Consider the following 22923-nt stretch of genomic DNA (forward strand, 5'->3'; position numbering starts at 1 on the left):
AGCGGCGGCATCGTGCCATGGGCGAGCGCGCCAGCTGTTGAGGGCGCGCGCTCGCCCACCCCAAACATGGCGTCAGAGCCCGCCGTGCACTAACATTGAGCTTGGATCACCCCCTGGGGGCAGGCCATGGTCAGCAGGTCGTAGGAGAACTGCCCCAGGCCCGGCGAATCCTCGTCGAAATACTCGGCCCGGACGAGGGCGCTGAAGGTCTCGCTGGGCTTCCAGAGCGCCTGGAGCCGGCCGCCCCAATAGTCCTCATGGTCGAGGTAGCGATCGCCCAGAACGTTGGTGCGCGGATCCCGCGTATTGCGGAAGAAGCCCTTGTTCTTGTCGAGGTACGTCGCGCCGAAGCGCAAGGCCAGCTGGTCGTTCACCGGCAGGTTGGCGACGACGTCCCCCGTCCAGGTGTCGCTGACGCCGTAGCCCACCGTGACGCTGCCGCCCGCCGCGCCCAAGTCCGGGCGCTGGTGAACCAGGTTGATCGCGCCGCCGAGCGCGTTGCGGCCGAAATAGGCGCTCTGCGGTCCACGCAGGACTTCCGAGCGCTGCAGGTCGAAGAAGCTCAGGCGGGTGAAGGAGGAAGAACCCACGTAGAGTCCGTCCTCGTAGAGCCCGACCGCGCCGTCGGCGTTGCCGCGGAACGCCGTGGCGCCGCCCTGGCCGCGCACGACGATGTTCATATTGCTCTGGCCGCCCGTGTTGGAGACCGTAAGGCCAGGGACCGTCCGCGCCAGGTCGCGGGAATCCTCCACCGCGCGAGCTTGCAACTCCTCACCGCCCATGAAGGTCGCGGTCGCCGGCACGTCCACCACCGATTCCGCGCGACGACGCGCCGTGACCACGAGTTCCTCGATCACGCCCGCATCGCTCTTCGGCACGGGTTGCGCAGAGGCCATCGTGGCCGCAGCGGAGACGACGGCGAACGCCGTGGCGCCGAGCAGGCGAACTCTCATGAAAATCCCTCCCCCTGAGGTGCTGTGTTATTTTTTGCATGCATAATTGCGACTGCCATGCAGGTCAACACCCGGAATACACGGCTCAGACCACATGATTGCGTGCAACAGGGAGTGGAATGCGATGACGCGGGAACTTCCGGTGGTGGTGGTGGTGGTGGTGGTGGTGGGCGCAGGTCCTGTGGGGCTCACCGCCCTGCTGCGCTCGGCCCGGGGCATCGACCAGCTGCTCGTCGAACGGCGCGGCGGGCCGCACCAGGCGCCCCAGGCCCACGTGCTGAAGACCCGCACCTTGGAGATCTTCCGCGGCCGATTAGGCGCTGTTGAGGGGCGCGCGTTGATGAGCGCCGCCCCCTCGTTGTCCCCCGTGTCGATGCACGCAGGCGTGCCGGTCAAACCATCCGGCTGCGGAGCGACGTCTCGGCACGGCTCACCAGGCCAGCAGCAGCTTTCCGAAGTGGGCGCTCGCGCGCATGCGCGCATGGGCCGCCTCGGCGTCGGCGGCGGGAAAGACCTCATCGATGACTGGGACCACCTCACCACGCGCCACCAGGCGCCAGACGACCTCGACGGTCTCCGTGATCACCTGACGCTTAGCCTCAGGACTGCGAGCGCGCAGCGTCGAAGCGATCACGCTGAGGCGCCGGCGCATCATGAGCGCCAGGTCGAGTTCGCCGATCGGCCCGCCGCTCACCGAGATCACCGAGAGGCGGCCTTCCGGCGCCAGGCATTGCAGGTTCCGGCCGAGGTAAGGCCCGCCCACCAGATCCAGGATGACATCGACACCCTGGCCCTCAGTGAAGGCCAGGGTCTCCGCCACGAAGTCCTGGGCGCGATAGTCGATGGCGAGGGACGCGCCCAGCCGCCGGCAGCGCTCGACCTTTTCCGGCGTGCCGGCCGTGGCCACGACGCGATGGCCCAAGGCGCGTGCGATCTGGATCGCGGCCACGCCGACGCCGCTCCCGCCACCATGCACGAGCAGCGTCTCGGCAGGCTGCAGGCGGCCGCGCCGCCAGACATTGTCCCAGGCGGTGCAGGCCGCCTCCAGGAGCGCCGCCGCACCAGCGAGGGTCGCGCCGGGCGGCACGGGGGCGAGCTGTTCGACGGGGGCCAGGCAGTGGTCGGCATAGCCCCCGCCGGCGACGAGCGCGCAGACCTTGTCGCCGGGGCTCCAGGGGCCGGCCGCTTTGCCGACCGCGACGATCTCGCCGGCGACTTCGATCCCCAGGATGTCCGACGCGCCAAGCGGCGGCGGGTAGCGGCCAGCGCGCTGGGACAGGTCGGCCCGGTTCACTCCGGAGAAGGCGACCTTGATCAGGACCTCGCCCGGCCCAACCGGCGGCTTGGGCCGCTCGGTGAGCTGCAGGGCCGCGCCGCCGTCGACGACCTCGATACACTGCATGACGTCAGTCAGCCTGGGCGACGAAGGGGTTGGAGAGGACCCCGACCCCCGCCACCTCGACCTGCACGACGTCGCCGGGCTTCAGCCAGCGCGGCGGGACACGGGTGTGGCCCGCGCCGCCCGGGGAGCCGGTGGCGATGACGTCGCCCGCATGCAGTCGCGTCCAGCTCGAGAGGTAGGCGATCAGCTCGTCGATCGGATAGGTCAGGCCGTCGGCCGCGCCCGTCTGATAGACCTCTCCATTGAGGCGCGTGGTGAGCTTGAGGTCGCCCACCGAGGCGATCTCGTCGGCCGTCGTCATCCACGGGCCGAAGCCTGCGGAGGCCGGGAACGCCTTGGCGGCCGTGAAGTGGCGGGTGTGGCGCATATAGTCGCGCGCCGCGCAGTCGTTGTAACAGGCATACCCCGCCACGTGCTCCATGGCGTTTTCGCGCGGAATGGCGAACCCGCCACGTCCCAGGATCACAGCGATCTCACCCTCGAAGTCGAACTCGGCCGTGGCCTTGGGGATGACCAGGGGTTCGCCGTGGCCGACCTGGGTGTCCGGAAAGCGCGCCATTAGATGCGGATAGAGCAGCTTCGGACGGCCTTGCGAGATCCGGTCCTCCTCGTAGTTCAGCAGAATGAGGAAAAGCCGGCGCGGCTGCGGCACCACGGGCGCCCAGCGGACCTCGTCGAAGTTGAAGTCCGCGACGGCGCCGGCATGCGCCGCCGCAAGCGACAACTCTCCACGCTCCAGGATATCGCGAAGCGTGACCCAGGCCGGGTCGCGGGCCGTCAGATCGACGACTCCGCGACCGCCCACCAGGCCTACGCGCGTTCGCTCGCCGGCGATGAACGTCGCCAGTTTCATGCAGTCCCCCTCTCGTGTCGTGCGTTCGGCGGCGATCAGGCCGGTTCGAGTTCGCGCGCCGGCGACGCGGCCGGCGCCTCATCGCAACGCGCCTTCATGGCCTGGTAGTCGCGGTAGAGCTGGGCCTGATCGACCGGATAGCCGACGTAGTTCTCCTCGAACTCCTCGGACATCAGCCGGCCGTTCTCGATCGCCTCCTCCATGCTGGAGAAGGCCTCGTACCAAAACTCGAACTGGTTGCCCTCGGGATCGCTGAAGTAGATACCGACGCCGGTCCGGTGATCGGTGACCCGGTCGACCCGGACGCCGGCGTCGACGAGCCGGCCGAAGGCCAGAACCCAGTTCTGGTAATTGCCCAGGTCGAAGCAGATGTGGTGCAGGCCCGCGCCGTGCGCCTTCGGCGTGCCGGGCGGAACCGGAAGCAGCGCGATGTCATGGTGTTGGTAGCCGAAGCTCAGCGTGGCGAACCGCCCCGCGGCCCGTTTCATGACCTTCATGCCGAGCGCGTTCACTCCGAAGTCGATGTAGCGGTCGATGTCAGTGACGGACAGTCCGACGTGCGTGACACGGGTCGAAGGCCATTGCATTGGCAGCTCCTTTAGGCCGGGACGGCGATTGCAGCAGGCGCAGGCTCGTCGACCACGCCGTTGAACAGGGTTCCCACCCCATCGATGTCGACCTCCACGCGGTCGCCGGCCTTCATCCAGAGCGGCGGGGTTCGGCGCGCGCCCACCCCGGCGGGCGTACCGGTCGAGATGACGTCGCCCGGCAGGAGGGTGGTGATCTGCGAGAGGTAGGCGATGATCTCCGGCACGCCCCAGATCATCGTGTCGGTTCCGGCCTCCTGCACCACCTCGCCGTTCAGCCGCGTGCGCAGGCGCATGGCGTCCCAGGCGGGAGCCTCGTCCTTGGTGACGATCCAGGGGCCGATCGCGCCGGAGCGTTCGAAGTTCTTACCGGCACCCACCGAGTGCTTCTGGAAGTCACGAACGCTGCCTTCCATCACGCACGTGTAGCCGAAGACGTGGTCCAGGGCGTCGCACTCGCTGATCTGGCGGCCCGCGCGGCCGATGACGCAGCCCAGTTCGCCTTCGTAGTCGAAGTGGGTCGACGCGTGCGGCCGCCAGAGGGCCGCGCCGGGCGCGGCGAAGGAGTCCGCCGAGCGCAGGAACACCGATGGGCGTTCCGAAGGGTCGCGCGCGGTTTCGGCCACATGGGCAGAATAGTTGAGGCCGATGCAGAAGAAGCGGCCGAGCCGGATGGGCGCGAGCAGTTCCAGTCCGCCCAGCGAGCGCGATGGCCCTGCGCTCACCATCGCCCTGGAGGCGATGAGGCTCGACAGGCAGTCGCCCGTCGCCTGCAGAAGCGTCACCTCATCGCCATCTAGGCGTCCCAGGCGGTCCTTTCCGTTCTCGCGGCAACGTATCAGACGCATGCGACCTCCCTTTTATTGCATGCAATCTATGAGGCTGGTCTGAGACCGTCAAGGAAAGAGCGGCATGCAATCTTGCGAACGGCGTGCGGATATCGCAAGTTGTCCAAAATTGGGAGGACGCCGTGACTACAGACGTTGAGAGCGCCGACGTTGCGCCATCTCAGCCACGCCCCGGCTTCACGCCGGCCTATGTGGGCTATGTCGTGGTGCTGCTCGCTGTGGTGAACGTCTTCAACTTCATGGACCGCACGGTGATCTCGGTCCTCATGCCGTCGATCAAGGCAGACCTCGGCTTGAACGACACGCAGCTGGGCTTCCTGTCCGGCCTGGCCTTTGCCCTGTTCTACGCCACGCTCGGCATCCCGATCGCCGCCCTCGCCGACCGTTCGATCCGCCGCAACATCATCGCGGTCGCGTTGGTCATCTGGAGCAGCATGACCGCCATCTGCGGGACGGCGCAGAGCTTTCTGCACCTCTTGATGTGCCGGGTCGGCGTCGGGGTTGGCGAAGCCGGCTGCCTGCCGTCGTCACATTCCCTGATCAGTGACTACGTGCCCCCTGCCAAGCGGTCCAGCGCGCTCGCCATCCACACCGCGGGCAGCACGATCGGATCCATGTGCGGCCTGATGATCGGCGGGCTGCTGGTGGCCCAGTTCGGCTGGCGAGAGACCTTCGTGATCCTGGGCCTGCCGGGACTCCTCCTCGCCGTCGTGGTCTGGCTCACTCTGCGCGAGCCGCCGCGCGGCGGCGCCGACCCCAAGTCCGCGCTGGTGGCCGCCGCCGGCGAGCCCACCACCATCTTGGGGCTCATCCGGGCGCGGCCGGCCTACATCCACATGGTGCTGGTCTTCGGCGCCGGAGGGTTCGTCTCGTTCGGCCTGCAGCAGTGGCTCCCCTCCTTTTATGTCCGCTCCTACGGCTTGACGATCGGCCAGGTGGGCCTCGTCTACGGCGCCGTCAGTGGCCTCGCCTCGACCCTGGGCGCCCTCCTCGGCGGCTACATCGGTGACCGCCTGCTGAAACGCGGGCCGCTGACCGCCATCGCCTACGCCATCATCTGCGCGATCCTGGCCTTCGCCTTCAAGATCGCCATGCTCCTCGCCGACCAGGCGTCGATCTCGCTGACCTTCAACTTCTTCTCGAGCTTCTTCGGCCTCGCGGCCCATGGCCCCTGCTTTGCCCTGGTGCAAGGCGTGACGCCGGCGCACCTGCGCGCCCGTGCGGCCGCCGTTCTCACCCTGCTCACCAGCCTCATCGGCACCGGGGCGGGGCCTCTGTTCATCGGCTTCGTCAGCGACCTGTATGGGCACGTCGGCGCTGAATCGCTGCGCTATGGACTGCTGTGGTGCAGCGCCATTGCCCTGTGGCCGGTCCTGCATCTGATGCTTGCCCGACGCACCATCCTGCAGGATCTGAAAGCCTAGCCTTCAGGCGTGCGCGAACAACAGAGTGGCGACAATCTGCAGCAACCCGGGAAGCCATGGATGGTCGCCATGGAAGCGCCACTCCGCGGCGACCTGCCTGTCGGCTTCGATCCACCCGCCGACGCGCCGGCTCGCCGGAACAACCTCGCACCGACGACAGCCTGAACCGCGGGGAAATCGAAGAACAGCGCTCCGCGAACCTTGACAGATCTCGCACGATGGAGAACCGAAAGTCCTACCACGTCGTCTGGCTCGCCCACCTGGTGGGTGACCTCCACCAGCCCATGCATGCGGTCGCGCGCTTGTCCGCCGCGACGCCCAACGGCGACAAGGGCGGCGGCGAGGTGTTCGTGAACTGCAGTGGCTGCGATGGCGTGCTGCACGCGTTCTGGAAGCACAGCTGGGCGCCGTGAACGGCGCGAGCGCGAGCGTCGCGCCGGCGAAGGCAGTTGCGAACGGCCTCGCCGGGTGCGGGCCCCTTCAGCCTGACGGACGATTATAGCGCCCAGGCGCCGGTGCATGCCAAAGGCCCGCGCGGCGCTCGCGGCAGCGCGGCTCGCCAACCTGCTCGACCAGAACTTGAAGTAGCCCGCAAGCCGATTCGCACCGGTCTCGCCTTGCAGCGAGCAACGACAGCGAGGCGCCGGCAGGGCGCCTGATCATGACCTTCGTGGAAGCGCTGCTCGCCAACGCAAAACGCTGCGGAACCTAGGGCCGCGCCACGCAGCCGCTCTGCCGTCAGCAGAGGTCCGCGGGGCTACCATCTGAAGTGTCAGGCGGGCGAAGGCGCCTAGGCGGGACGAGGTTCGAGAGGCGCAGCTGTCACCGTCGCCAGCGCAACCTCACGTTCGACGCCGTGGCGCAGGACGAAGACCTCGCTTTGGGCGACGCTGAGGTTGCGGCCGAGGCGGACAACGCGGGCCCGGGCCAGGAGCAGCTCGCCCTTCGCCGGGGCCAGGAAGTGGATGTTCATCTGGCTGGTGACGTTGGGGCCGGTCTGGGAGGCGCAGGCCCACGCGCCGGCGACATCGGCGATGAAGCCCACGATCCCGCCGAACACGAAGCCGGCGTATTGCTGGATGTGCGGGCCGACAGGGACCTGCACCTCGCAGACCCCGTCGGAGCAGGAGACGACTTCACCCTTAAGCACCTGACCGAAGAAGCCTCCGGAGACACTCGTCCGCAGGCGCTCGAGGGTGACCGGCGGTTGGCTCACGCCGCCAACACGGTGCGGAACGCGAACTGGCCGCTCAGTTCCTTCATGCGCCAGCCGTCGGGCGTCTCCACGCAGATCGAGTGGTAATCCGCCAGGAGGCTCGGCGGGCCAGCCGGATAGGGCGGCGGCCCAGCGTTCGCGCTGCGGCTGGAGAAGGCGGTCAGATAGTAGCGGCAATGCACGCCATCGGCGCCATCCTCGCAGCGCAGGTTGGTGATGACGTGGCGCACGAAGAGGCCCCCCGGGCGCTCGTCCATGGCCGCGCGGACCTCGGCCACACCTTCGCGCCACTTGCCGGCGCGGTTCCAGCGGCCATCCGGCACCATCAGCGAGACGAGACCCTCGTAGTCGTCGCGATCGAGCTGTCCCCAGAACTCGGCGATCAGCTGTTGGCAGGCGGCGTAGCGCTCGGCGGCGATCATTTACTCTCCCTCAAGTCTCGTGCTGCACCCGCTTGATCGCGGAAAAGATTGCATAGTACAAGCCTTTTTGCATGCATTCTTGGAGAGCGATTTGTCCGCCCCGGTGATCTCTGCGCCTACGCTCGACGATCGGTACGACCTTAGCCAGGAGCGAATCCTGGTCAATGGCATGCAAGCGATCGTGCGGATGCTCATCGAGCAGCATGAGCGGGACGTCCGCGCAGGGTTGCGCACCGGCGGGTTCGTCTCTGGCTATCGGGGCTCGCCGCTGGGCCGTCTGGACGCCGAGCTCTGGGCGGCCAAAGGACGCTTGCAACCGCGCAACATCCGCTTCCAGCCCGGGGTCAACGAGGAGCTCGCCGCGACCGCGATCTGGGGGTCACAGCAGACCGGTCTTATCGCAGACGCCCGCGTCGATGGCGTGCTGGGACTCTGGTACGGCAAGGGGCCGGGCGTCGACCGTTGCGGTGACGTCTTCAAACACGCCAACATGGCCGGCACATCCGCCAAAGGCGGCGTGTTGGCCATCGGCGGCGACGATCATGCCGCCAAGTCCTCGACCATCGCCCACCAGAGCGAGCAGGCCTTCGTCGCGGCCATGATGCCCGTGCTGGCGCCGTCCGACCTGCGCGAGGTCGTTGAGTACGGGCTCCTGGGCTATGCCATGTCCCGCTACGCAGGCTGCTGGGTGGGTATGAAGGTGACGACCCAGGTCGCCGATTCCAGCGCCTCGATCCCGGGCTACGCCGCGCGGCCGCCCATCCGCTTGCCGGAGAGCGACGAACGTCCGGCGGACGGGCTCTCCATTCGGTGGCCGGAAGACAAGATGCGCATGGAGGCCCGGCTGGTGGACGCCAAGCTTGCCGCGGCGCAGGCGTTTGCGCGGGCCAACGGCGTCGACCGCCAGGTCTGGGGGGCGAAGACCCCTCGGCTGGGCCTGGTCACGGTCGGCAAGGCGCACGGCGACGTCGTCGAAGCGCTGCGCGCCAGTGGTCTCGACGAGGCCCGGGCAGAGCAGTTGGGCCTGGCCGTCTTCAAGGTCGGCATGCCCTGGCCGCTCGAGCCCAACGCCATCCTGGCCTTCGCGGGGTCGTGCGAGCGCCTGCTCGTGGTGGAAGAGAAGCGCGGCCTGGTCGAGCCCCAGCTGAAGGCGCTTCTGTTCGACGCCGCGGCGGCCGCAGCCCCCAAAGTGTTCGGCAAGCGCGGCCCGGATGGCCGACCGCTGCTCCCGGAGCACGGCGAGCTTTCTCCGCGTCTCATCGCCGAGGCGTTGTCGGCGCTCGACCCTGGCCTGGGGACGGACCTGACGCCGCGCCCGGCCCCGGTCGCGCCGCTCCCGGACCTGCTGGTTCGCAAGGAGTTCTTCTGCGCGGGCTGTCCCCACAACCGCTCCACGCGGGTGCCGGACGGCTCCATCGCCCTGGGCGGCATCGGCTGCCACACCATGGCCAGCCGGATGCCCGACCGGAACACCGCCACCGTCTGTCAGATGGGCGGCGAAGGCGCGACCTGGATCGGCCAGGCGCCCTTTGTGCATCGCCCGCACGTGTTCCAGAACCTGGGCGATGGGACCTATTTCCACTCGGGCTTCCTAGCCATCCGCGCGGCCGTCGCGGCGGACGTCAACATCACCTACAAGATCCTGCACAACGACGCCGTCGCCATGACGGGCGGGCAGCCCGTGGACGGGACCCTCGGCGTCGAAGAGATCTGCCGGGAACTTGCCGCCGAAGGCGTTCGGCGGATCGTGGTGGTGACCGACGAGCCCGAGCGCCCGCGGGCCCTCGAGTCCGCCGTGCAGGTGCGTGCGCGCCAGGAGGTCGACGCCGTCCAGCGTGAACTGCGCGAGGTCCAAGGCGTCAGCGCGATGATCTACGAGCAGGTCTGCGCTGCCGAGAAGCGGCGGCGGCGCAAGCGCAAGCTGATGCCAGATCCGCCCAAGCGCCTCTTCATCAACGAGCGGGTCTGCGAGGGCTGCGGTGACTGCGTCAAGGTGTCGGGCTGCATCGCGGTCACGCCAATCGAGACGTCGTTGGGGCGCAAGCGGGCGATCGATCAGTCGGCCTGCAACAAGGACTTCTCCTGCCTGGAGGGCTTCTGCCCCTCGTTCGCGGAGATCTCGGGAGCCCAGCCCCGCCGCGCCGACAACCGCCGCCTGCAGGACTGGCTGGCGGCCCAGCCGGACCTCCCGCCGCCGGCGCTTGCGTTGGACGCGCCCCGGCGGATTCTGATCACCGGGATCGGCGGCACCGGCGTCGTCACCATCGGCGCGGTCACCGCGATGGCCGCCCACCTGGATGGGCTGGCCGGTAGCGTACTCGACATGACCGGCCTGGCGCAGAAGAACGGCGCGGTCGCCAGCCACCTCACCCTGGCGCGGACACCGGAGGAGATCGCCGCGGTGAAGATCGGCGCGGGCGGCGCTGATCTGCTGATCGCGTGCGACGCCGTGGTGGCCGCCACACCGGAGCACCTCGATCTTCTGAGCGCAGCCGCGCGCGCCGTGATCAACGCCGATGTTGCGCCGACCTCGGGCGTGACCTTCGATACGAAGGCCCGTCTCGATGCGAACGCGGTGATCGGGCGGATCGAAGCCGCGGCCTTGGGCGGGATCGCCCGGTGCGCGGCCGCCGGCCTCGCCCGTCAGTTGCTGGGGGACACGGTCTTCTCGAACATGCTGATGCTGGGTTTCGCCTGGCAGGGCGGGGGCCTTCCCGTCAGCCTGGAGAGCCTCCACACCGCCATCCGACTGAACGGCGCCGCCGTGCCGATGAACCTGGCAGCCTTCGAACTCGGCCGGCGGCTGGCGGCCGACGGTGAGGCCGCGCTGCAGGCGCTGACGAACCCGACGGAGGTCCAGGCGGCGGCGCCCGAGCCGTTGGACGTCCTGGAGACGCGTCACCGGGCCTTCCTGGAAGCCTATCAGGATCGCGCCTATGCCGACCGCTACAGCGCTTGGGTCCGCCGTTACGCGGCCAAGGACGCCGAGTTGGCCCGGGCGGCCGCCACGGGACTCTTCAAGCTAATGGCCATCAAGGACGAGTACGAAGTGGCCCGGCTCTACAGCGACGGCGAGTTCCGCCGCGCGCTCGAACGGGAGTTCACCGACGTCGGCGCGGTGCGCCTTTATCTGTCGCCGCCGCTCATCGCCCCCAAGGGTTCGGACGGACGGCCCCGCAAGGTCGCCTTCGGGCCCTGGGTCTTCCCGATGTTCGGGGTGCTGGCCCGCCTAAAGGGGCTGCGAGGCTCGCCGTTCGATGTGTTCGGCTACGCCCTCGAGCGGCGGCGCGAGCGACGGCTGCTCGCCGACTACGAAGCCACCCTGCATGAGGTCCTGGACGGGTTGGGCGGTCGTCCGCGCGACGTCGCCCAGGCGCTCCTGGCCCTGCCGGGCGATGTGCGCGGCTTCGGCCACGTGAAGGCCGCTGCGATGGACCGCTTTGACGCCGAACGCGCCCGGCTGCTGGCCGCCTGGCGCACGCCGTCGGCAGCCAATCAACAACTCGAAACGGTCTAGGCGCAGAGCGCTCCAGGCCACAAGAATTGCTTCAAGGGAGGCGTAGAGTGTTCAAATCCATTCGCAAGGCCGGCGGCATCGCCGCCCTTTGTGCGGCGGTCGCGCTGCCGACAGCATCCGCGGCTCCTCAGGCCGCGGCCCAGGCGCCGCGCCGGCCGAACATCATCGTCATCCTCGCGGACGACCTGGGCTACAACGACATCTCTCTGAACGGCCAGACGGTGGTCCGGACGCCGAACATCGACTCGCTGGCGCGCGACGGAGTGCGCTTCACGCAGGCCTATTCGTCCGACGCCGTCTGTGCGCCGTCGCGCGCCGGGTTGCTCACCGGGCGCTACCAGCAGCGCTTCGGATTCGAATCCAACGTCCCGCCCGCCGGGGTGATCGAGAACGCCCTGGCCGAGCGCGCCGCCGGCAAGGTCGACGACGATCATGAGCCCGGCGACATCATGCAGGCGAAGGACCTGCCGCCGTTGGCGCCGCCCGAGCAACGCGGCATCCCCGACACCGAAACGACCTGGGCTCAGACCTTGAAGGCGGCGGGCTATCGGACCGCGGCCTACGGCAAGTGGCATGTGGGCTATGCTCCGAACCTCTTGCCGGCCGCCCGGGGCTTCGACGAGTCGTTGATCTTCCCCGGCGGCGCTTCCCTGATGGCGCCGGCCGACGATCCGAAGATGGTCAATGCGCCCCTCCCCTGGAGCACCTTCGACACTGCGATCTGGAAACGCCTGAAGGCGCAGCTGATGCGCAATGGCAAGGTCGAGCCGGTCAAGGATTACATGACCTATCAACTGGCCGACGAGGCGGTGGACTTCATCGGCCGCAACAAGGACCGGCCGTTCGCGATCTATCTGGCCTTCAACGCCCCGCACAATCCGCTGCAGGCGCCGAAGGACATCTACGATCGCATGGGTCACATCCCCGAACACCAGCTTCGCGTCTACTATTCGATGATCGTCGCCTTGGACGACTCCATCGGGCGCGTCATACGCAAGCTGGAAGCCGAGGGCCTGGACCAGGACACTATCGTCGTCTTCGCCAGCGACAACGGGGCCGCGTCGTACATCCACAGCCCCACCTCCAACCTCCCCAACCGCGGCTGGAAGACCACCTACTTCCAGGGCGGCTTCAATGTCCCGATGATGATCCGCTGGCCGCGTCGGCTTCCGGCCGGCGAGGTGATCCGAGCGCCGGCGAGTCTCCTGGACCTGGCGCCGACGTTGCTGTCGGCCGGCCAGGCCCAGCGCCCGGGCGGCAAGCCGCTCGATGGGCGCAATCTGATGCCGATCATGACGGAGGGCCGCGACGACCTGACCGGCCGCACTCTGTTCTGGCGCAGCGAGCACTACCACGCCGTTCTGCAGGGCGACTTCAAGCTGCAGGTGAGCAAGTACCCGGACAAGGTCTGGCTCTACAATCTGCGCACCGATCCGGGCGAGCGCAGCAATCTGGCGGAGGCGATGCCGGACAAGGTCAAGGCGATGCGCGCGCTGGTCGATGCGCACGACAAGGAACTGGTGACGCCGAACTGGCCGCACCTGGGTCGCCGGCGCATCTGGATCGACGGCGATATCTCGCCGCGGCCGAAGGACGCCGAGTTTATCTACTGGGCGCTCTCGACGCCGGAATAGGATGCGTGGTTCAGGCCCGATCGCCGCGCTCATCGCGCTCGTCGCGACCGGTTGCGATCGGGCTTCGCCCCCACGCGCCGCCGCGCCGCCGTCGCGCCATTGCGCGGCGTTGGCGGGCGATGTGGCGCTGCCCGGGGGGGCGTTCACCATGGGCGCTGATCCGCAGGGGCCGGACGAAGGCCCGCCACGGCGCGTGACGGTCGCGGCCTTCCGCATCGACCGCACCGAAGTGACGAACGCGCAGTTCGCGGCGTTCGTACGGGCCACCGGCTACGTGACCCTGGCCGAACGACAGCCTGACCCGCGTGATTACCCCGGCATGGATGCCGCGCGGCTGCGTCCCTCGTCGCTAGTCTTCGTCGGCGCCGACGCCGACCCGCGACTGGAGGATCCAGCGCGCTGGTGGCGCATCGTCGACGGCGCCGACTGGCGCCACCCCCGGGGGCCTGGAAGTTCGATCCAAGGCGCCGATCAGGAGCCGGTCGTACATGTCGGCTATGCCGACGCCCTGGCCTACGCTCGCTGGCGTGGGCGCGACCTCCCAACCGAGGCCGAATGGGAATACGCCGCCCGCGGCGGCCTGGACGGCGCCCGATATGTGTGGGGCAACGCGCCGCCGACCGCCGAGGCGCCCCGCGCGAACTACTGGCAGGGTCCCTTTCCCGCCGTTGACGCGGCGTCCGACGGCTATCGCGCCAAGGCGGCCCCCGTCGGCTGCTTTCCGGCCAACGGCTTTGGCCTCTACGATATGGCGGGCAACGTGTGGGAATGGACGCGCCAACCCACCTCCGACGGTGCGGCTGCAACTCACCTGATCAAGGGCGGCTCATTCCTATGCGCCGACGACTTCTGCTTCCGCTACCGGCCGTCGGCGCGCCAGGCGGGACCGCCGGACACGGGCGCGTCGCACATCGGCTTTCGCACCGTGACGCGAGACCCAAACGTCACGCGATCTTCGAACAACGATCACGGAACCGTGCAATCAGCGTCTATTACGACCACAAGCTATGCTTCACCAAGACGCTGACCAGGGGTTGCGTCAAGGGGTTCCACCGTTGGCGCATGACCGGTTCATGCGACGTCTCGTGCAGACGCCGCCCGGAGGAATACTGGCCTCGATCGGGTCGCTCGGCAGCGGAACGTCCGTCGAAATTTCGACGAGAGGTCGACCTCTTGGGCGCGTCTTGATGGACCCGGAAGCGCTATCTCAGGATCGAAGGAGATCGTGTGCTTACCAGGCGTTGGGTGAAAACGGCGGTGTTCTCATGCCGTTTCGGCGTAAACCCCAACCTAAACCCCAACCTAATGCCTATTCTAGGTTGGGGAGAGCCAGGAGCGCGGACTCTATCTTATTGATCTTTAAGGGAAGAAAATGGCGCGCCCGGAACGATTCGAACGTCCGACCCTCAGATTCGTAGTCTGATGCTCTATCCAGCTGAGCTACGGGCGCGCATGCCTTTCGGCGAGGGGCGCTATCTAGCGAGGTGGGACGGCGGTTTCAACCGTTTCCTTGCGCAGCGTGGCATCTCGACGGGCTCCGGCTCGCGGTCTACCAGATCCTCCGTCCTAAGAGTGGTCCTCGAACGATGCTGAACTGCACCCGCGCCTCCGGGCTGACGTTCCTGTTCCCCGAGGGCGACACTGTCGTGGGCCAGGCGCTGCAGAGGTATGGCGAGTTCGCCGGCCCCGAGGTGGACTTCCTTGTCGAGGCGGCTACGGCCGCAGAGGGCCGATTCCTGGACATCGGCGCCAACATCGGGGCGATCGCCTTGCCCTTCGCCAGACGCGCGCCCGGCTGGCGCGTCACGGCCGTCGAGCCGCATCGCGGCCTCTGCTCTGTGCTGGCCGCCAACACGCATGCGAACCACCTGGAGAACGTGGAGGTCGTCAACGCCGCCGCCGGCGCCGTGCGGACCATCGTCGATTTTCCGACGCTGCCCCTCGACCAGAAGCTCAATTTCGGCGACTCGGGCTTTCACCAGAACGCCCCGCTCACCCCGGTTCTGCAGCTCCCGGCCGACGCGCTGGGCGCCGACGCGGCGGTCATCAAGGTCGACGTCCAGGGTTTCGAGGCCGAGGTGCTGAAGGGGTCGAGCGAGATCCTGAGGACGGGTCGAGCCCTCTGGTTCATCGAGAAACCCGCCACGCCCGAAAGCCGTCGCGAGGTGTTCGAGACGCTACAGGCGGCCGGCTGCGAGATCTTCTGGTTCTTCTCTCCGTTCGGCACACGCCGCTCGCCGCGTCCGCGGGCGCGGAACGACCGGGTCAACGGCGACGACAACTGGGTTGCAACGCCCGCGGGCGTCAGCTCGCCGTGGCCCCTGACGCGGGTTGCGGACGCGGAAGAGCCGCGCCCGCACCACGTGGACGCCTATCCCTATCTCAGGCGGTACGGCCTCGGCGCCTAGCCACCCGGAGACCGCCCGCGTCAGGGGATCGGCACGCCCAGGGCTCCGCCGACCGCGCCGCCCAGGCCGCGCATGATCGCCTTGCGGCGCTCGGCCTTGGGGTCCTTCGGAGGCTGTTGCTGCTGCGCGCCGCGGCGTGACGGCGCCGCGTCCTGGTCGTCGGCGTCGAAGCCGCCCATGCCCGGCATCGCCTGGCCCAGCAGGCCGCCGGTCGCCGAGCGGTAGCGGACCTTCACCGCCCACTCCTGATTCCAGGCGACCTTCGGGTCCTGCGGCCGGGGCGGATGGACGAAGTTCGCCTCGCCGCCGTAGGCCACCAGCTGGAACATCGCCTGCGGGGCGGCGTCCAGAACCTCCTTCGGCACCGCACAGCTCGTCGTCTGCGGCCCCAGCAGGGTCTTGTTGGCGACAAGCCGCGAGATGTCGCCCTGGCTCAGGTAGTCGGGATTCGAGAACGCCGCGGCCTGGGCCTCGGACGAGGACCACATCACCACCGTCTCGCCGTCGCCGCCCATGGCCGAGGCGTAGTAGGCGCGCGCCTGGGGCACGGCGCCCCAGCCCAGGTTGGCCCAGCCGCCGGGCGCCTTCTGGTTGGTCGTCAGGTTGATGGGCGCCAGGAAGTCCTGGTCGGGCGTCAGGCTGAAGCTGATCTCGGGGCTGTAGTTGCCGCGGACGGTGTGGGCGCCCACCAGGGAGCCGCGCGCCGGCACGAGGTCGCGCGTCTTCTCGTTCGGCCACTCGCCATAAGTCTTGTTGCGCGAGGCCGACGGCGGCTGCATGGCCCGATAGTCGATGCCCTTGAACAGGCCGGCAGGGTTCTGCTTGCCTTCGGCCATCTTGGCGAAGTCGATGACGTACGGCTGGCCCGGCCGGGCGCGTTCGCCGCAACCCCAGAAGATCAGCATCCGGCCGCGCGGCTTCCTGTACTCGGGCGGCACGTACGCCTCAGGGGTGTTCTCCTTCACCGCCGGCGTCTGCTTCGGCGTGAGCAGGGGCAGCCTGGCGCCCGCCTGCAGGCCCGTCGGCGGCAGGTGGTCGGCGGCCGGCGCGGGATTGGCCTGGCTGGAGCCCAGCTGCAGCTGCAGCGACTTCGAGGCTCCGCCGCCGCCCATCATGGCGCGCATCATCGCCCCGGCGTCCGGACCGCCGCTGGCGCCCGGCATGCCGAAGCCGCTCTGGGTCGCGGCGCTCATCCAATAGGTGGCGATGGGGCCCGTCACCTTCTGTTGCGGCTGGGCCGGGGCCTTGGTTTGCGCCACGGCGCCGGTGGCGAGCACGGCCACGCCGGCGGCCAGCACGAACTTGCGTGCGGTAGACATCATGCACTCCTGAAACAGCAGCGCTCGTGTAACAGCGGTCGCCTCAGGCCGGAAGGTCCCGCCAGCAGCGCACGTCGGCGTGCGGCCAAGCTGTGGCCTCGTGGACACCCCTGGCGACGGCCCGGGCCAGCGTGTCGGCCGCCAGCGAACCCAGTCGCGCAAGCGTAAAGTCGGCCAGCCCCTCCAGGGGCTTTCGATCGGTCGAGAGCGCGAAGACGATGTCGCCGTCGAACGGGGCGTGCGCCGGGCGGATCGCCCGGGCGAGGCCGTCCTGAGCCATCACCGCCAGCCGCTTGGCTTGGGCGGGGGTCAGCGCCGCATCCGTCGCGACGCAGGCGATGGTGGTGTTTCGGGTGGCGTCGGGGCGCTTGGCGAGGCCCCAGGCCTCCGGCTCCGCCATCAGGCCTGCCGAGCCCACACCGCCGAATTCGCCGTCGATCTCGTAGGGCGCGGCCCAGAACGTCCGGCCCCCGGGCGCCGTCACCGAGCCCCACGCATTCACCGCCACGATCGCCCCGACCGTGTAGCCGTCGCCGGCGACGATCGAAGCGGAGCCGGTTCCGCCTTTCAGGGCGCCCGCCATGGCGCCGTAGCCTGCGCCCGCCGTGCCGAGCGCGAACTCGGCGGCCGCGGACTCCGCCGCCTCGCGCCCGAGCGCGCGGTAGGGCGGATCCTCGCCCCAGGCCTTGTCGCCCCCGTTGGCCATGTCGAAGAGGATCGCCGCCGGAACCACTGGCGAAGGCGGGACACCCGGAATGAGGCCGTAGCCCCGGCCCTGCGCCCCCAGCCAGGCGACCACGCCGTCCGCCGCCGACAGGCCATAGACGGAGCCTCCGGACAGCACGACGGCGTCCACGGCTTCCACCAGGTTCTCGGGCGCCAAGGCGTCGGTCTCGCGAGTGCCGGGCGCGCCGCCCCGGACATCGACGGCGCACACCGCGCGCTCATCGGGCAGGATCACCGTGACCCCGGTCCGCGTGCGCGCGTCATGCGCCTGTCCGACCTTCAGGCCCGGCACGTCGGTGATCAGGTTGCGGAGCCCGGGTCTTGCGCGCATCTCGACCATGTCCCGACCTCGCACGAGCCGGCGCTTGTTGTCCACGCGGGCGGGGCTATGGTCGCGGCCTCCTGCTTCCGGAGTGACCTGTGACCGTCAGAACGCGCTTCCTTCCGCTGGCCCTTTCGGTCCTGCTGGCCGCCTGCCAATCGTCGCCCCCGGCGCGCTTGGAGAGCGCGCCCGTCGCCGCACCCGCCGCGCGCGGCCAGGGCATGGTCGCGGCGGCCAATCCGATGGCCGTCGAAGCGGGTCTCAGGGTGCTGCGCGAGGGCGGCTCGGCCGTCGACGCCGCCGTGGCGGTGCAGGCGGTGCTGGGCCTCGTGGAGCCGCAGAGCTCGGGTCTCGGCGGCGGCGCCTTCATGACCTACTACGACGCCCGGACCCGCAGCGTGACCGCCTACGATGGCCGCGAAACCGCACCGGCCGGCGCAACGCCAGACATGTTCATCGGGCCGGACGGCAGGCCGCTGGATCGGGCGACGGCGATCCTGTCGGGGCGCTCGACGGGAGCGCCGGGTGCGGTCGCCATGCTCGCCATGGCCCAGGCCGATCACGGCAAGCTGGCCTGGAACCGCCTGTTCCTCGACGCCGAGCGCCTGGCCGACCAGGGCTTCCCGGCGCCCGGCCGCATGGCCATGTCGGCGTCCAGCCGCTCGCCCCAGGCGTCCACGCCGGACGCCGTCGCCTATTTCAGCAAGCCTGACGGGACGAAGATCCAGAAGGGCGACACGGTCCGCAATCCGGCCTACGCCGCCACCGTCCGGAAGATCGCCGCGCAAGGTCCGAAGGCCCTGCTCGAGGGCGAGATCGCAGAAGCCATCGTCGCCAAGGTCCGCGAAGGCGCCCTGCCGGGGACGCTGAGCCTGGACGACCTCAAGCGCTACCGCCCCCGAAAGGGCGAAGCCCTGTGCCGTCCGTTCCGGGTCTACATCGTCTGCACGCCGGGCGCGCCCTCGGGCGGACCGGCCGTCCTCCAGGGCCTGGGCCTGCTGGAGCGCACCGACATCGCCGTCCACCCGAACGACGCCGAGGGCTGGTACCTGTTCAGCCAGGCGAGCCGGCTGATGTACGCCGACCGCGACCGCTACATCGGCGACCCTGCGTTCGTGGATGTGCCGATCGAGGGCCTGCTGGAGCCGGCCTACCTCGACGCCCGCGCCAAGCTGATCGGCCCTGTCGCCAGCCCCACGGCGCCTGAGCCGGGCATGCCGCGCGGCGCCAAGGCGCGTTCGCCGGACGCCACCCGCGAGCCCGCCGGCACCACCCATTTCGTGGTGGTCGATCCCGCCGGCAACGTGGTCTCGATGACCACGACCGTGGAGAGCATCTTCGGCTCGGGCCGGATGGTCCACGGCTTCTTCCTGAACAACCAGCTGACCGACTTCTCCTTCTCCCCGAAGGACAAGACGGGGGCGCCGGTCGCCAACGCCGTGGCGCCCGGCAAGCGGCCCCGTTCGTCGATGGCCCCGGCCATCGTGCTCGACCGCAACCGCAACTTCGTGGCCGCGGTCGGCTCGCCGGGCGGGCCGGCGATCCTCGCCTACAACCTCAAAGCTCTCGTCGGCGTCCTCGACTGGAAGCTGCCGATACAGGAGGCGCTGGCCCTGCCGAACCTGATCTCGTCGGGAACCTTCTATGCCGCCGAGGTGGACAAGTTTCCGCCGGGGATCGCGCAAGGCCTCGCGGCCAAGGGCGTGACCTTGCGGAGCGGCGCGGGCGCCGAGGGCTCCGGCCTGCACGGCGTGGAGGTGACGCCCCAGGGGCTGCGTGGCGGCGCCGATCCGCGGCGCGAGGGCGTGGCGCTGCCGCTGAACCCCTAGGCCGGGTTCCTCGTCCGCCGGCGGCGCGGCGCGGCCCTGGTGGGCGCGCCAGGCAGGCGAATCTCGAAGGTGGAACCTTCCGGTCCGGTGGAGGCGAGGGTCAGGTCGCCGCCGTGGCCGATGGCCAGCTCCCGGGCGATGGCCAGGCCAAGGCCTGCGCCGTCGGGCCGCCCCGAGCCGGCGAACGGCTGGAAGAGCCGCTCGCGCACCCGCTCGGGCACGCCGGGCCCGTTGTCGGACACCCGGATCACCGCGGCGTTCGGGGCCGCCTCCAGGGCGACCTCGATCTTGCCCTGGCTGCGCCGTCCCTGCTGATGCTCGATCGCCTGCCGGGCGTTGCGGAACAGGTTCACCAGGATGCGGTGCAGCTGGTCGGGATCGGCGAGCACCTGGTCCGAACTGTCCATGTGGCGGACCAGCCGCAGGCCGCGTTCGGCCAAGCCGGCCTCGAAGGCCGCCTCATCCACCGCGTCCGCTAAGCGCAGCGGCTTCGGCTCGGGCGCGGCCTCCTGGGTCTTGCCGTAGGTCAGCACGTCGGACGCCAGCTTCACCGCGCGGTCCAGCGCCCGTTCGAGCCGGGGCAGGGCCTGGCTGACCTTCGGGTCCTTCAGCGCCGCCAGCCGCTCCGAGGCGATCTGCGCGGCCGTGAGCATGTTCTTCAGGTCGTGATTGATCTTGGCGACCGCCTCGCCCAGCGCCGCCAGCCGCGCGCGGGAATTCAGCGCCGCGCGCAGGTCGGCCTGCATGCGGTCGAGCTCGGCCTCGGCGCGACCGATCTCGTCGCGGCGGCCGGACAGCTCCACCCGCGCCATCGGATCCTCCGGATCGGCCCGGAAACGCTCCATGGCGTAGGTGATCCGCTGCATGGGCCGCACGAGGAAGAGGTTCAGCGCCACGAAGACCAGCACGCCGGCCAGGGTCGAGACAAAGGCCACGATCGCCAGCAGCCGCCACAGGTAGCTCGCCAGCGCCCGCTTCAGCTCGGTGTCGACGGCGACGAACTCGATGAATTCGGCCTGCCGGAACCGCGGCTCGGCGACGACCCGGACCCGCCGCCCCTCGGGACCGAAGATCGTGCGGAACGGCGCGAACATGCCGAGGCCCGCCGCCCGCGGGCGCAGGTCCACGAGATAGGGCGCCTCGGCCGGCCGCGTGCCGGCGAACACCAGCGAACGCACGCCGTCGACGGAGATGGCCACGATCTCGACGCCGGCGCCCTCCAGGAGCTGGGTCTTGAGCTGCTCGCTGACCACCCGGTCCGGCGCCACCTCGGGAGCCAATGAGGCGAGTTCGGCCGCGCGCACGCGGTCCAGCAGCCACTGGCGCTCATACGCGGCGAGCGTCGGCGGGATCGCGATCAGGCCGCCCAGCAGGGCGAACACGACGGTAAGCACCAGCAGGCGCGCCGACAGGCCGCCGGGCCAGAAGATGCGGCGCCTGCCCCTTTCGGGAGGCTCCATGCGCGCAGAGGCGTCCGCCATGATCTCCGAGTAATCCGTCAGCGGCGCTAGGGCAACGCGGCGAAGACCGTTCAAGCTCCGCTATTTCGCACCCACGGCCTCGGCGACCGAGCGGAATCCATCGGCCCTGAGCCGCTCGGCCAGCTCGCGCTTGATCCGCGTGACGAGGCCCGGCCCTTCGAAGACCAGCGCCGAATAGAGCTGCACCGCCTGCGCGCCGGCCCGGATCTTGGCGTAGGCGTCCGCGCCGGACGCGATTCCGCCCGCCCCGATCAGCGTCAGCCGCCCGGCCGAGACGGCCGCGAACTCCGCCAGGACGTGGGTCGACAGCGCCATCAGCGGCGCGCCCGACATGCCGCCGGCCTCGTCCCGGTGGGGCGAGGTCAGTCCCGCGCGGCTCAAGGTGGTGTTGGAGACGATGATCCCGGCGAGGCCGGAGGCGGCCGTGACCTGGGCGATGCTCTCCACCTCGCCCTCCTCCAGGTCGGGCGCGACCTTGAGGAACATGGGCGCGCGACCCGAGGCCGGCAGCGCGTCGCGCGCCGCGCCGAGCCGACCCAGGAGCTCCTCCAGCGCCGCCTTGGTCTGCAGGGCCCGAAGGCCCGGCGTGTTCGGCGAGGAGATGTTGATCGTGAAATAGCTGGCGAGCCCCCACAGCCGCCGCAGCCCGGTCACGTAGTCCCCGATCCGGTCTTCGGAGTCCTTGTTGGCGCCGATGTTCGCGCCGACGACTCCGGCCCCGCGGCGCGCCAGACGGGCGGCGAACGCTTCCAGGCCCTCGTTGTTGAAGCCCATCCGGTTGATCACCGCGTGATCCTCCGTCAGGCGGAAGAGGCGCGGTCGCGGATTGCCTGCCTGGGGCTTCGGGGTGACGGTGCCGCACTCCACGAAACCGAAGCCGGCCTTGAGCATCGGCCCGAACACCTCGGCGTTTTTGTCGAAACCCGGCGCCAGGCCGACGGGATTCGGCAGGGCCAGGCCCGCCAGCGTGGTCGCCAGGATCGGGTCGTCGGCGCCCGTGCGAGGGCCGAGGCCCGCCTTCAGGCCGCGTATCGCCAGGCTGTGGGCGTCCTCCGGATCGAGGCCGCGCAAAGCCCTCGTCGCCAGCGCGTGCAGCCCGCTCATGCCAAGGGGCCCAGTTGCGGAACGCCCTCGGCGTCCAGCGGAGCATCGGTGACCGCCCTGACGTGGCCCACGTCCAGCAGCCCGTAGAGGTGCGGGAAGAGGTCGCCGCCGCGGGACGGCTCGAACTTCAGCGCAGGGCCCAGGTCGTCGCCTTCGATCTCCAGCACGACGAGGTCGTCCTGGCCGGCGAAATGCCGCCGGGCGGTCTCCTGCGCCTGCAGGCCGGTCGAGAAGTGGATGAAGCCGTCCTTCAGGTCCACGGCCGAGCCTTCGAACCGGCCGACCGCCTGCGCCCGCGTCCAATCGGCCCGCGGCAGGATCTTGTAGATCCGGGTCATCGCGGCGGATCGGGATAGAAGAGGCCGTCGAAGCTGGGGCGCCCGTTGGCGTCGATCAGGAACACCGCCGTCGCCGCCGGCGGGAACTTGCGCGAGGCCTGGTTGACCAGGTCGTTCGGCGCCGAACCCTCGAGCAGGAGCTGCAGGGTCAGCTCCTGGAGGCCCGGATTGTGCGCCACCAGCATCACCGTGCCGGCGGTCCTGCCCGCGTCCCGCGCCGCCTGCCGCAGGGCGCCGGAGTCGGCGTGATAGAGTTCCGGGTCGAACCGGGCCTCGGCGTTCGGGAAGCTCGCGGCCATCGCCTCCCAGGTCTCGCGCGTGCGGGCCGCGGTGGAGACCAGCACCACGTCCGGCGTGAAGCCCAGGTCGGCCAGGCTCGCGCCCATGGCGGCCGATTCCAGCACCCCGCGGGGCGCCAGACGGCGGTCGAAGTCGTCGCCGCTCAGGGAGTCCGGTTCGGCCTTGCCGTGCCGGAAGAGGATCAGCCGCTGCATGAGGAACCCTTGCCCGAAGCGCCTTCTAGCCGAGCCCCGCGTGGCT

Annotated in this window: 20 protein-coding genes, 1 tRNA gene and 1 pseudogene; 8 read left to right on the forward strand and 14 right to left on the reverse strand. The window is 69.7% G+C overall.

What is annotated here, in order from left to right:
• Positions 1-89: 89 nt before the first annotated feature.
• Positions 90-953, reverse strand: a complete 864-nt coding sequence (locus ACO2Q0_RS05650; protein ID WP_423350526.1) for a TonB-dependent receptor plug domain-containing protein — start codon at positions 951-953, stop codon at positions 90-92.
• Between the two features lie 124 nt (positions 954-1077).
• Here ACO2Q0_RS05650 and ACO2Q0_RS05655 point away from each other — a divergent pair.
• Positions 1078-1251 (forward strand): annotated as a pseudogene (locus ACO2Q0_RS05655) (FAD-dependent monooxygenase); the annotation flags it as partial.
• Between the two features lie 132 nt (positions 1252-1383).
• Here ACO2Q0_RS05655 and ACO2Q0_RS05660 read toward each other — a convergent pair.
• The 4 genes from ACO2Q0_RS05660 to ACO2Q0_RS05675 are packed head-to-tail and all read right to left on the reverse strand — an operon-like array spanning position 1384 to position 4643.
• The gene (locus ACO2Q0_RS05660; RefSeq protein WP_423350527.1) at positions 1384-2355 is read right to left on the reverse strand and encodes an NAD(P)H-quinone oxidoreductase; all 972 of its coding nucleotides are present in this window, start codon (positions 2353-2355) and stop codon (positions 1384-1386) included.
• 4 nt (positions 2356-2359) lie between these two features.
• Positions 2360-3208, reverse strand: a complete 849-nt coding sequence (locus tag ACO2Q0_RS05665; protein ID WP_423350528.1) for a fumarylacetoacetate hydrolase family protein — start codon at positions 3206-3208, stop codon at positions 2360-2362.
• A 35-nt stretch (positions 3209-3243) separates the two neighbouring features.
• On the reverse strand, positions 3244-3795 hold the full coding sequence (locus ACO2Q0_RS05670; RefSeq protein WP_423350529.1) for a VOC family protein: 552 nt from the start codon (positions 3793-3795) through the stop codon (positions 3244-3246).
• 11 nt (positions 3796-3806) lie between these two features.
• Positions 3807-4643: a fumarylacetoacetate hydrolase family protein gene (locus ACO2Q0_RS05675; RefSeq protein ID WP_423350530.1), complete on the reverse strand. Its 837-nt coding sequence runs from the start codon at positions 4641-4643 to the stop codon at positions 3807-3809.
• Positions 4644-4846: 203 nt separating this feature from the next.
• Between ACO2Q0_RS05675 and ACO2Q0_RS05680 the strand changes: the two genes are divergently transcribed.
• Together ACO2Q0_RS05680 and ACO2Q0_RS05685 are read left to right on the forward strand one after the other, a co-directional pair.
• Positions 4847-6067 carry a spinster family MFS transporter gene (locus tag ACO2Q0_RS05680; RefSeq protein WP_423350531.1) on the forward strand — a complete coding sequence of 407 codons (1221 nt, stop codon included), beginning with the start codon at positions 4847-4849 and terminating at the stop codon, positions 6065-6067.
• Between the two features lie 56 nt (positions 6068-6123).
• A complete protein-coding gene (locus ACO2Q0_RS05685) occupies positions 6124-6480 on the forward strand; it encodes a S1/P1 nuclease (protein WP_423350532.1) in 357 nt (118 codons plus the stop codon).
• A gap of 377 nt (positions 6481-6857) precedes the next feature.
• On the opposite strand, the gene ACO2Q0_RS05690 is transcribed toward ACO2Q0_RS05685, so the two are convergent.
• Positions 6858-7283 (reverse strand): PaaI family thioesterase, encoded by a 426-nt coding sequence (locus tag ACO2Q0_RS05690; RefSeq protein WP_423350533.1) that lies wholly within the window; start codon positions 7281-7283, stop codon positions 6858-6860.
• Positions 7280-7705: a nuclear transport factor 2 family protein gene (locus ACO2Q0_RS05695; RefSeq protein WP_423350534.1), complete on the reverse strand. Its 426-nt coding sequence runs from the start codon at positions 7703-7705 to the stop codon at positions 7280-7282. Before ACO2Q0_RS05695 ends, ACO2Q0_RS05690 begins: the two co-directional genes overlap by 4 nt.
• A gap of 103 nt (positions 7706-7808) precedes the next feature.
• Between ACO2Q0_RS05695 and ACO2Q0_RS05700 the strand changes: the two genes are divergently transcribed.
• From ACO2Q0_RS05700 to ACO2Q0_RS05710, 3 genes are all read left to right on the forward strand, one after another.
• Entirely contained in the window at positions 7809-11222 is a 3414-nt protein-coding gene (locus tag ACO2Q0_RS05700; protein ID WP_423350535.1) for an indolepyruvate ferredoxin oxidoreductase family protein, read from the forward strand.
• A 47-nt stretch (positions 11223-11269) separates the two neighbouring features.
• Positions 11270-12856 (forward strand): sulfatase-like hydrolase/transferase, encoded by a 1587-nt coding sequence (locus ACO2Q0_RS05705; RefSeq protein ID WP_423350536.1) that lies wholly within the window; start codon positions 11270-11272, stop codon positions 12854-12856.
• A gap of 148 nt (positions 12857-13004) precedes the next feature.
• Positions 13005-13883 (forward strand): formylglycine-generating enzyme family protein, encoded by an 879-nt coding sequence (locus ACO2Q0_RS05710; RefSeq protein ID WP_423350537.1) that lies wholly within the window; start codon positions 13005-13007, stop codon positions 13881-13883.
• A 346-nt stretch (positions 13884-14229) separates the two neighbouring features.
• On the opposite strand, the gene ACO2Q0_RS05715 is transcribed toward ACO2Q0_RS05710, so the two are convergent.
• Positions 14230-14306: transfer RNA gene (locus ACO2Q0_RS05715), tRNA-Arg, on the reverse strand.
• Positions 14307-14442: 136 nt separating this feature from the next.
• Between ACO2Q0_RS05715 and ACO2Q0_RS05720 the strand changes: the two genes are divergently transcribed.
• On the forward strand, positions 14443-15264 hold the full coding sequence (locus ACO2Q0_RS05720; RefSeq protein ID WP_423350538.1) for an FkbM family methyltransferase: 822 nt from the start codon (positions 14443-14445) through the stop codon (positions 15262-15264).
• A 20-nt stretch (positions 15265-15284) separates the two neighbouring features.
• Here the strand turns inward: ACO2Q0_RS05720 and ACO2Q0_RS05725 are convergent, their stop codons facing one another.
• Positions 15285-16583: a hypothetical protein gene (locus ACO2Q0_RS05725; RefSeq protein ID WP_423350539.1), complete on the reverse strand. Its 1299-nt coding sequence runs from the start codon at positions 16581-16583 to the stop codon at positions 15285-15287.
• Positions 16584-16626: 43 nt separating this feature from the next.
• Positions 16627-17649: a P1 family peptidase gene (locus ACO2Q0_RS05730; RefSeq protein WP_423350540.1), complete on the reverse strand. Its 1023-nt coding sequence runs from the start codon at positions 17647-17649 to the stop codon at positions 16627-16629.
• Positions 17650-17729: 80 nt separating this feature from the next.
• Here ACO2Q0_RS05730 and ACO2Q0_RS05735 point away from each other — a divergent pair, with 80 nt between their 5' ends.
• On the forward strand, positions 17730-19460 hold the full coding sequence (locus ACO2Q0_RS05735) for a gamma-glutamyltransferase family protein (protein WP_423350541.1): 1731 nt from the start codon (positions 17730-17732) through the stop codon (positions 19458-19460).
• On the opposite strand, the gene ACO2Q0_RS05740 is transcribed toward ACO2Q0_RS05735, so the two are convergent.
• The 4 genes from ACO2Q0_RS05740 to ACO2Q0_RS05755 are packed head-to-tail and all read right to left on the reverse strand — an operon-like array spanning position 19457 to position 22877.
• Positions 19457-20941 (reverse strand): sensor histidine kinase, encoded by a 1485-nt coding sequence (locus ACO2Q0_RS05740; RefSeq protein ID WP_423350542.1) that lies wholly within the window; start codon positions 20939-20941, stop codon positions 19457-19459. The genes ACO2Q0_RS05735 and ACO2Q0_RS05740 overlap by 4 nt on opposite strands.
• Before the next feature lie 60 nt (positions 20942-21001).
• Positions 21002-22045 (reverse strand): quinone-dependent dihydroorotate dehydrogenase, encoded by a 1044-nt coding sequence (locus ACO2Q0_RS05745; RefSeq protein ID WP_423350543.1) that lies wholly within the window; start codon positions 22043-22045, stop codon positions 21002-21004.
• Positions 22042-22383 carry a DUF952 domain-containing protein gene (locus tag ACO2Q0_RS05750; RefSeq protein WP_423350544.1) on the reverse strand — a complete coding sequence of 114 codons (342 nt, stop codon included), beginning with the start codon at positions 22381-22383 and terminating at the stop codon, positions 22042-22044. The genes ACO2Q0_RS05745 and ACO2Q0_RS05750 overlap by 4 nt, the downstream gene beginning before the upstream one ends.
• Positions 22380-22877, reverse strand: a complete 498-nt coding sequence (locus ACO2Q0_RS05755; protein WP_423350545.1) for a SixA phosphatase family protein — start codon at positions 22875-22877, stop codon at positions 22380-22382. Before ACO2Q0_RS05755 ends, ACO2Q0_RS05750 begins: the two co-directional genes overlap by 4 nt.
• Positions 22878-22923 lie beyond the last annotated feature (46 nt).

It is taken from the genome of Phenylobacterium sp. VNQ135, from assembly GCF_049445735.1.
In the GTDB taxonomy this organism is placed as follows: Bacteria; Pseudomonadota; Alphaproteobacteria; order Caulobacterales; family Caulobacteraceae; genus Phenylobacterium.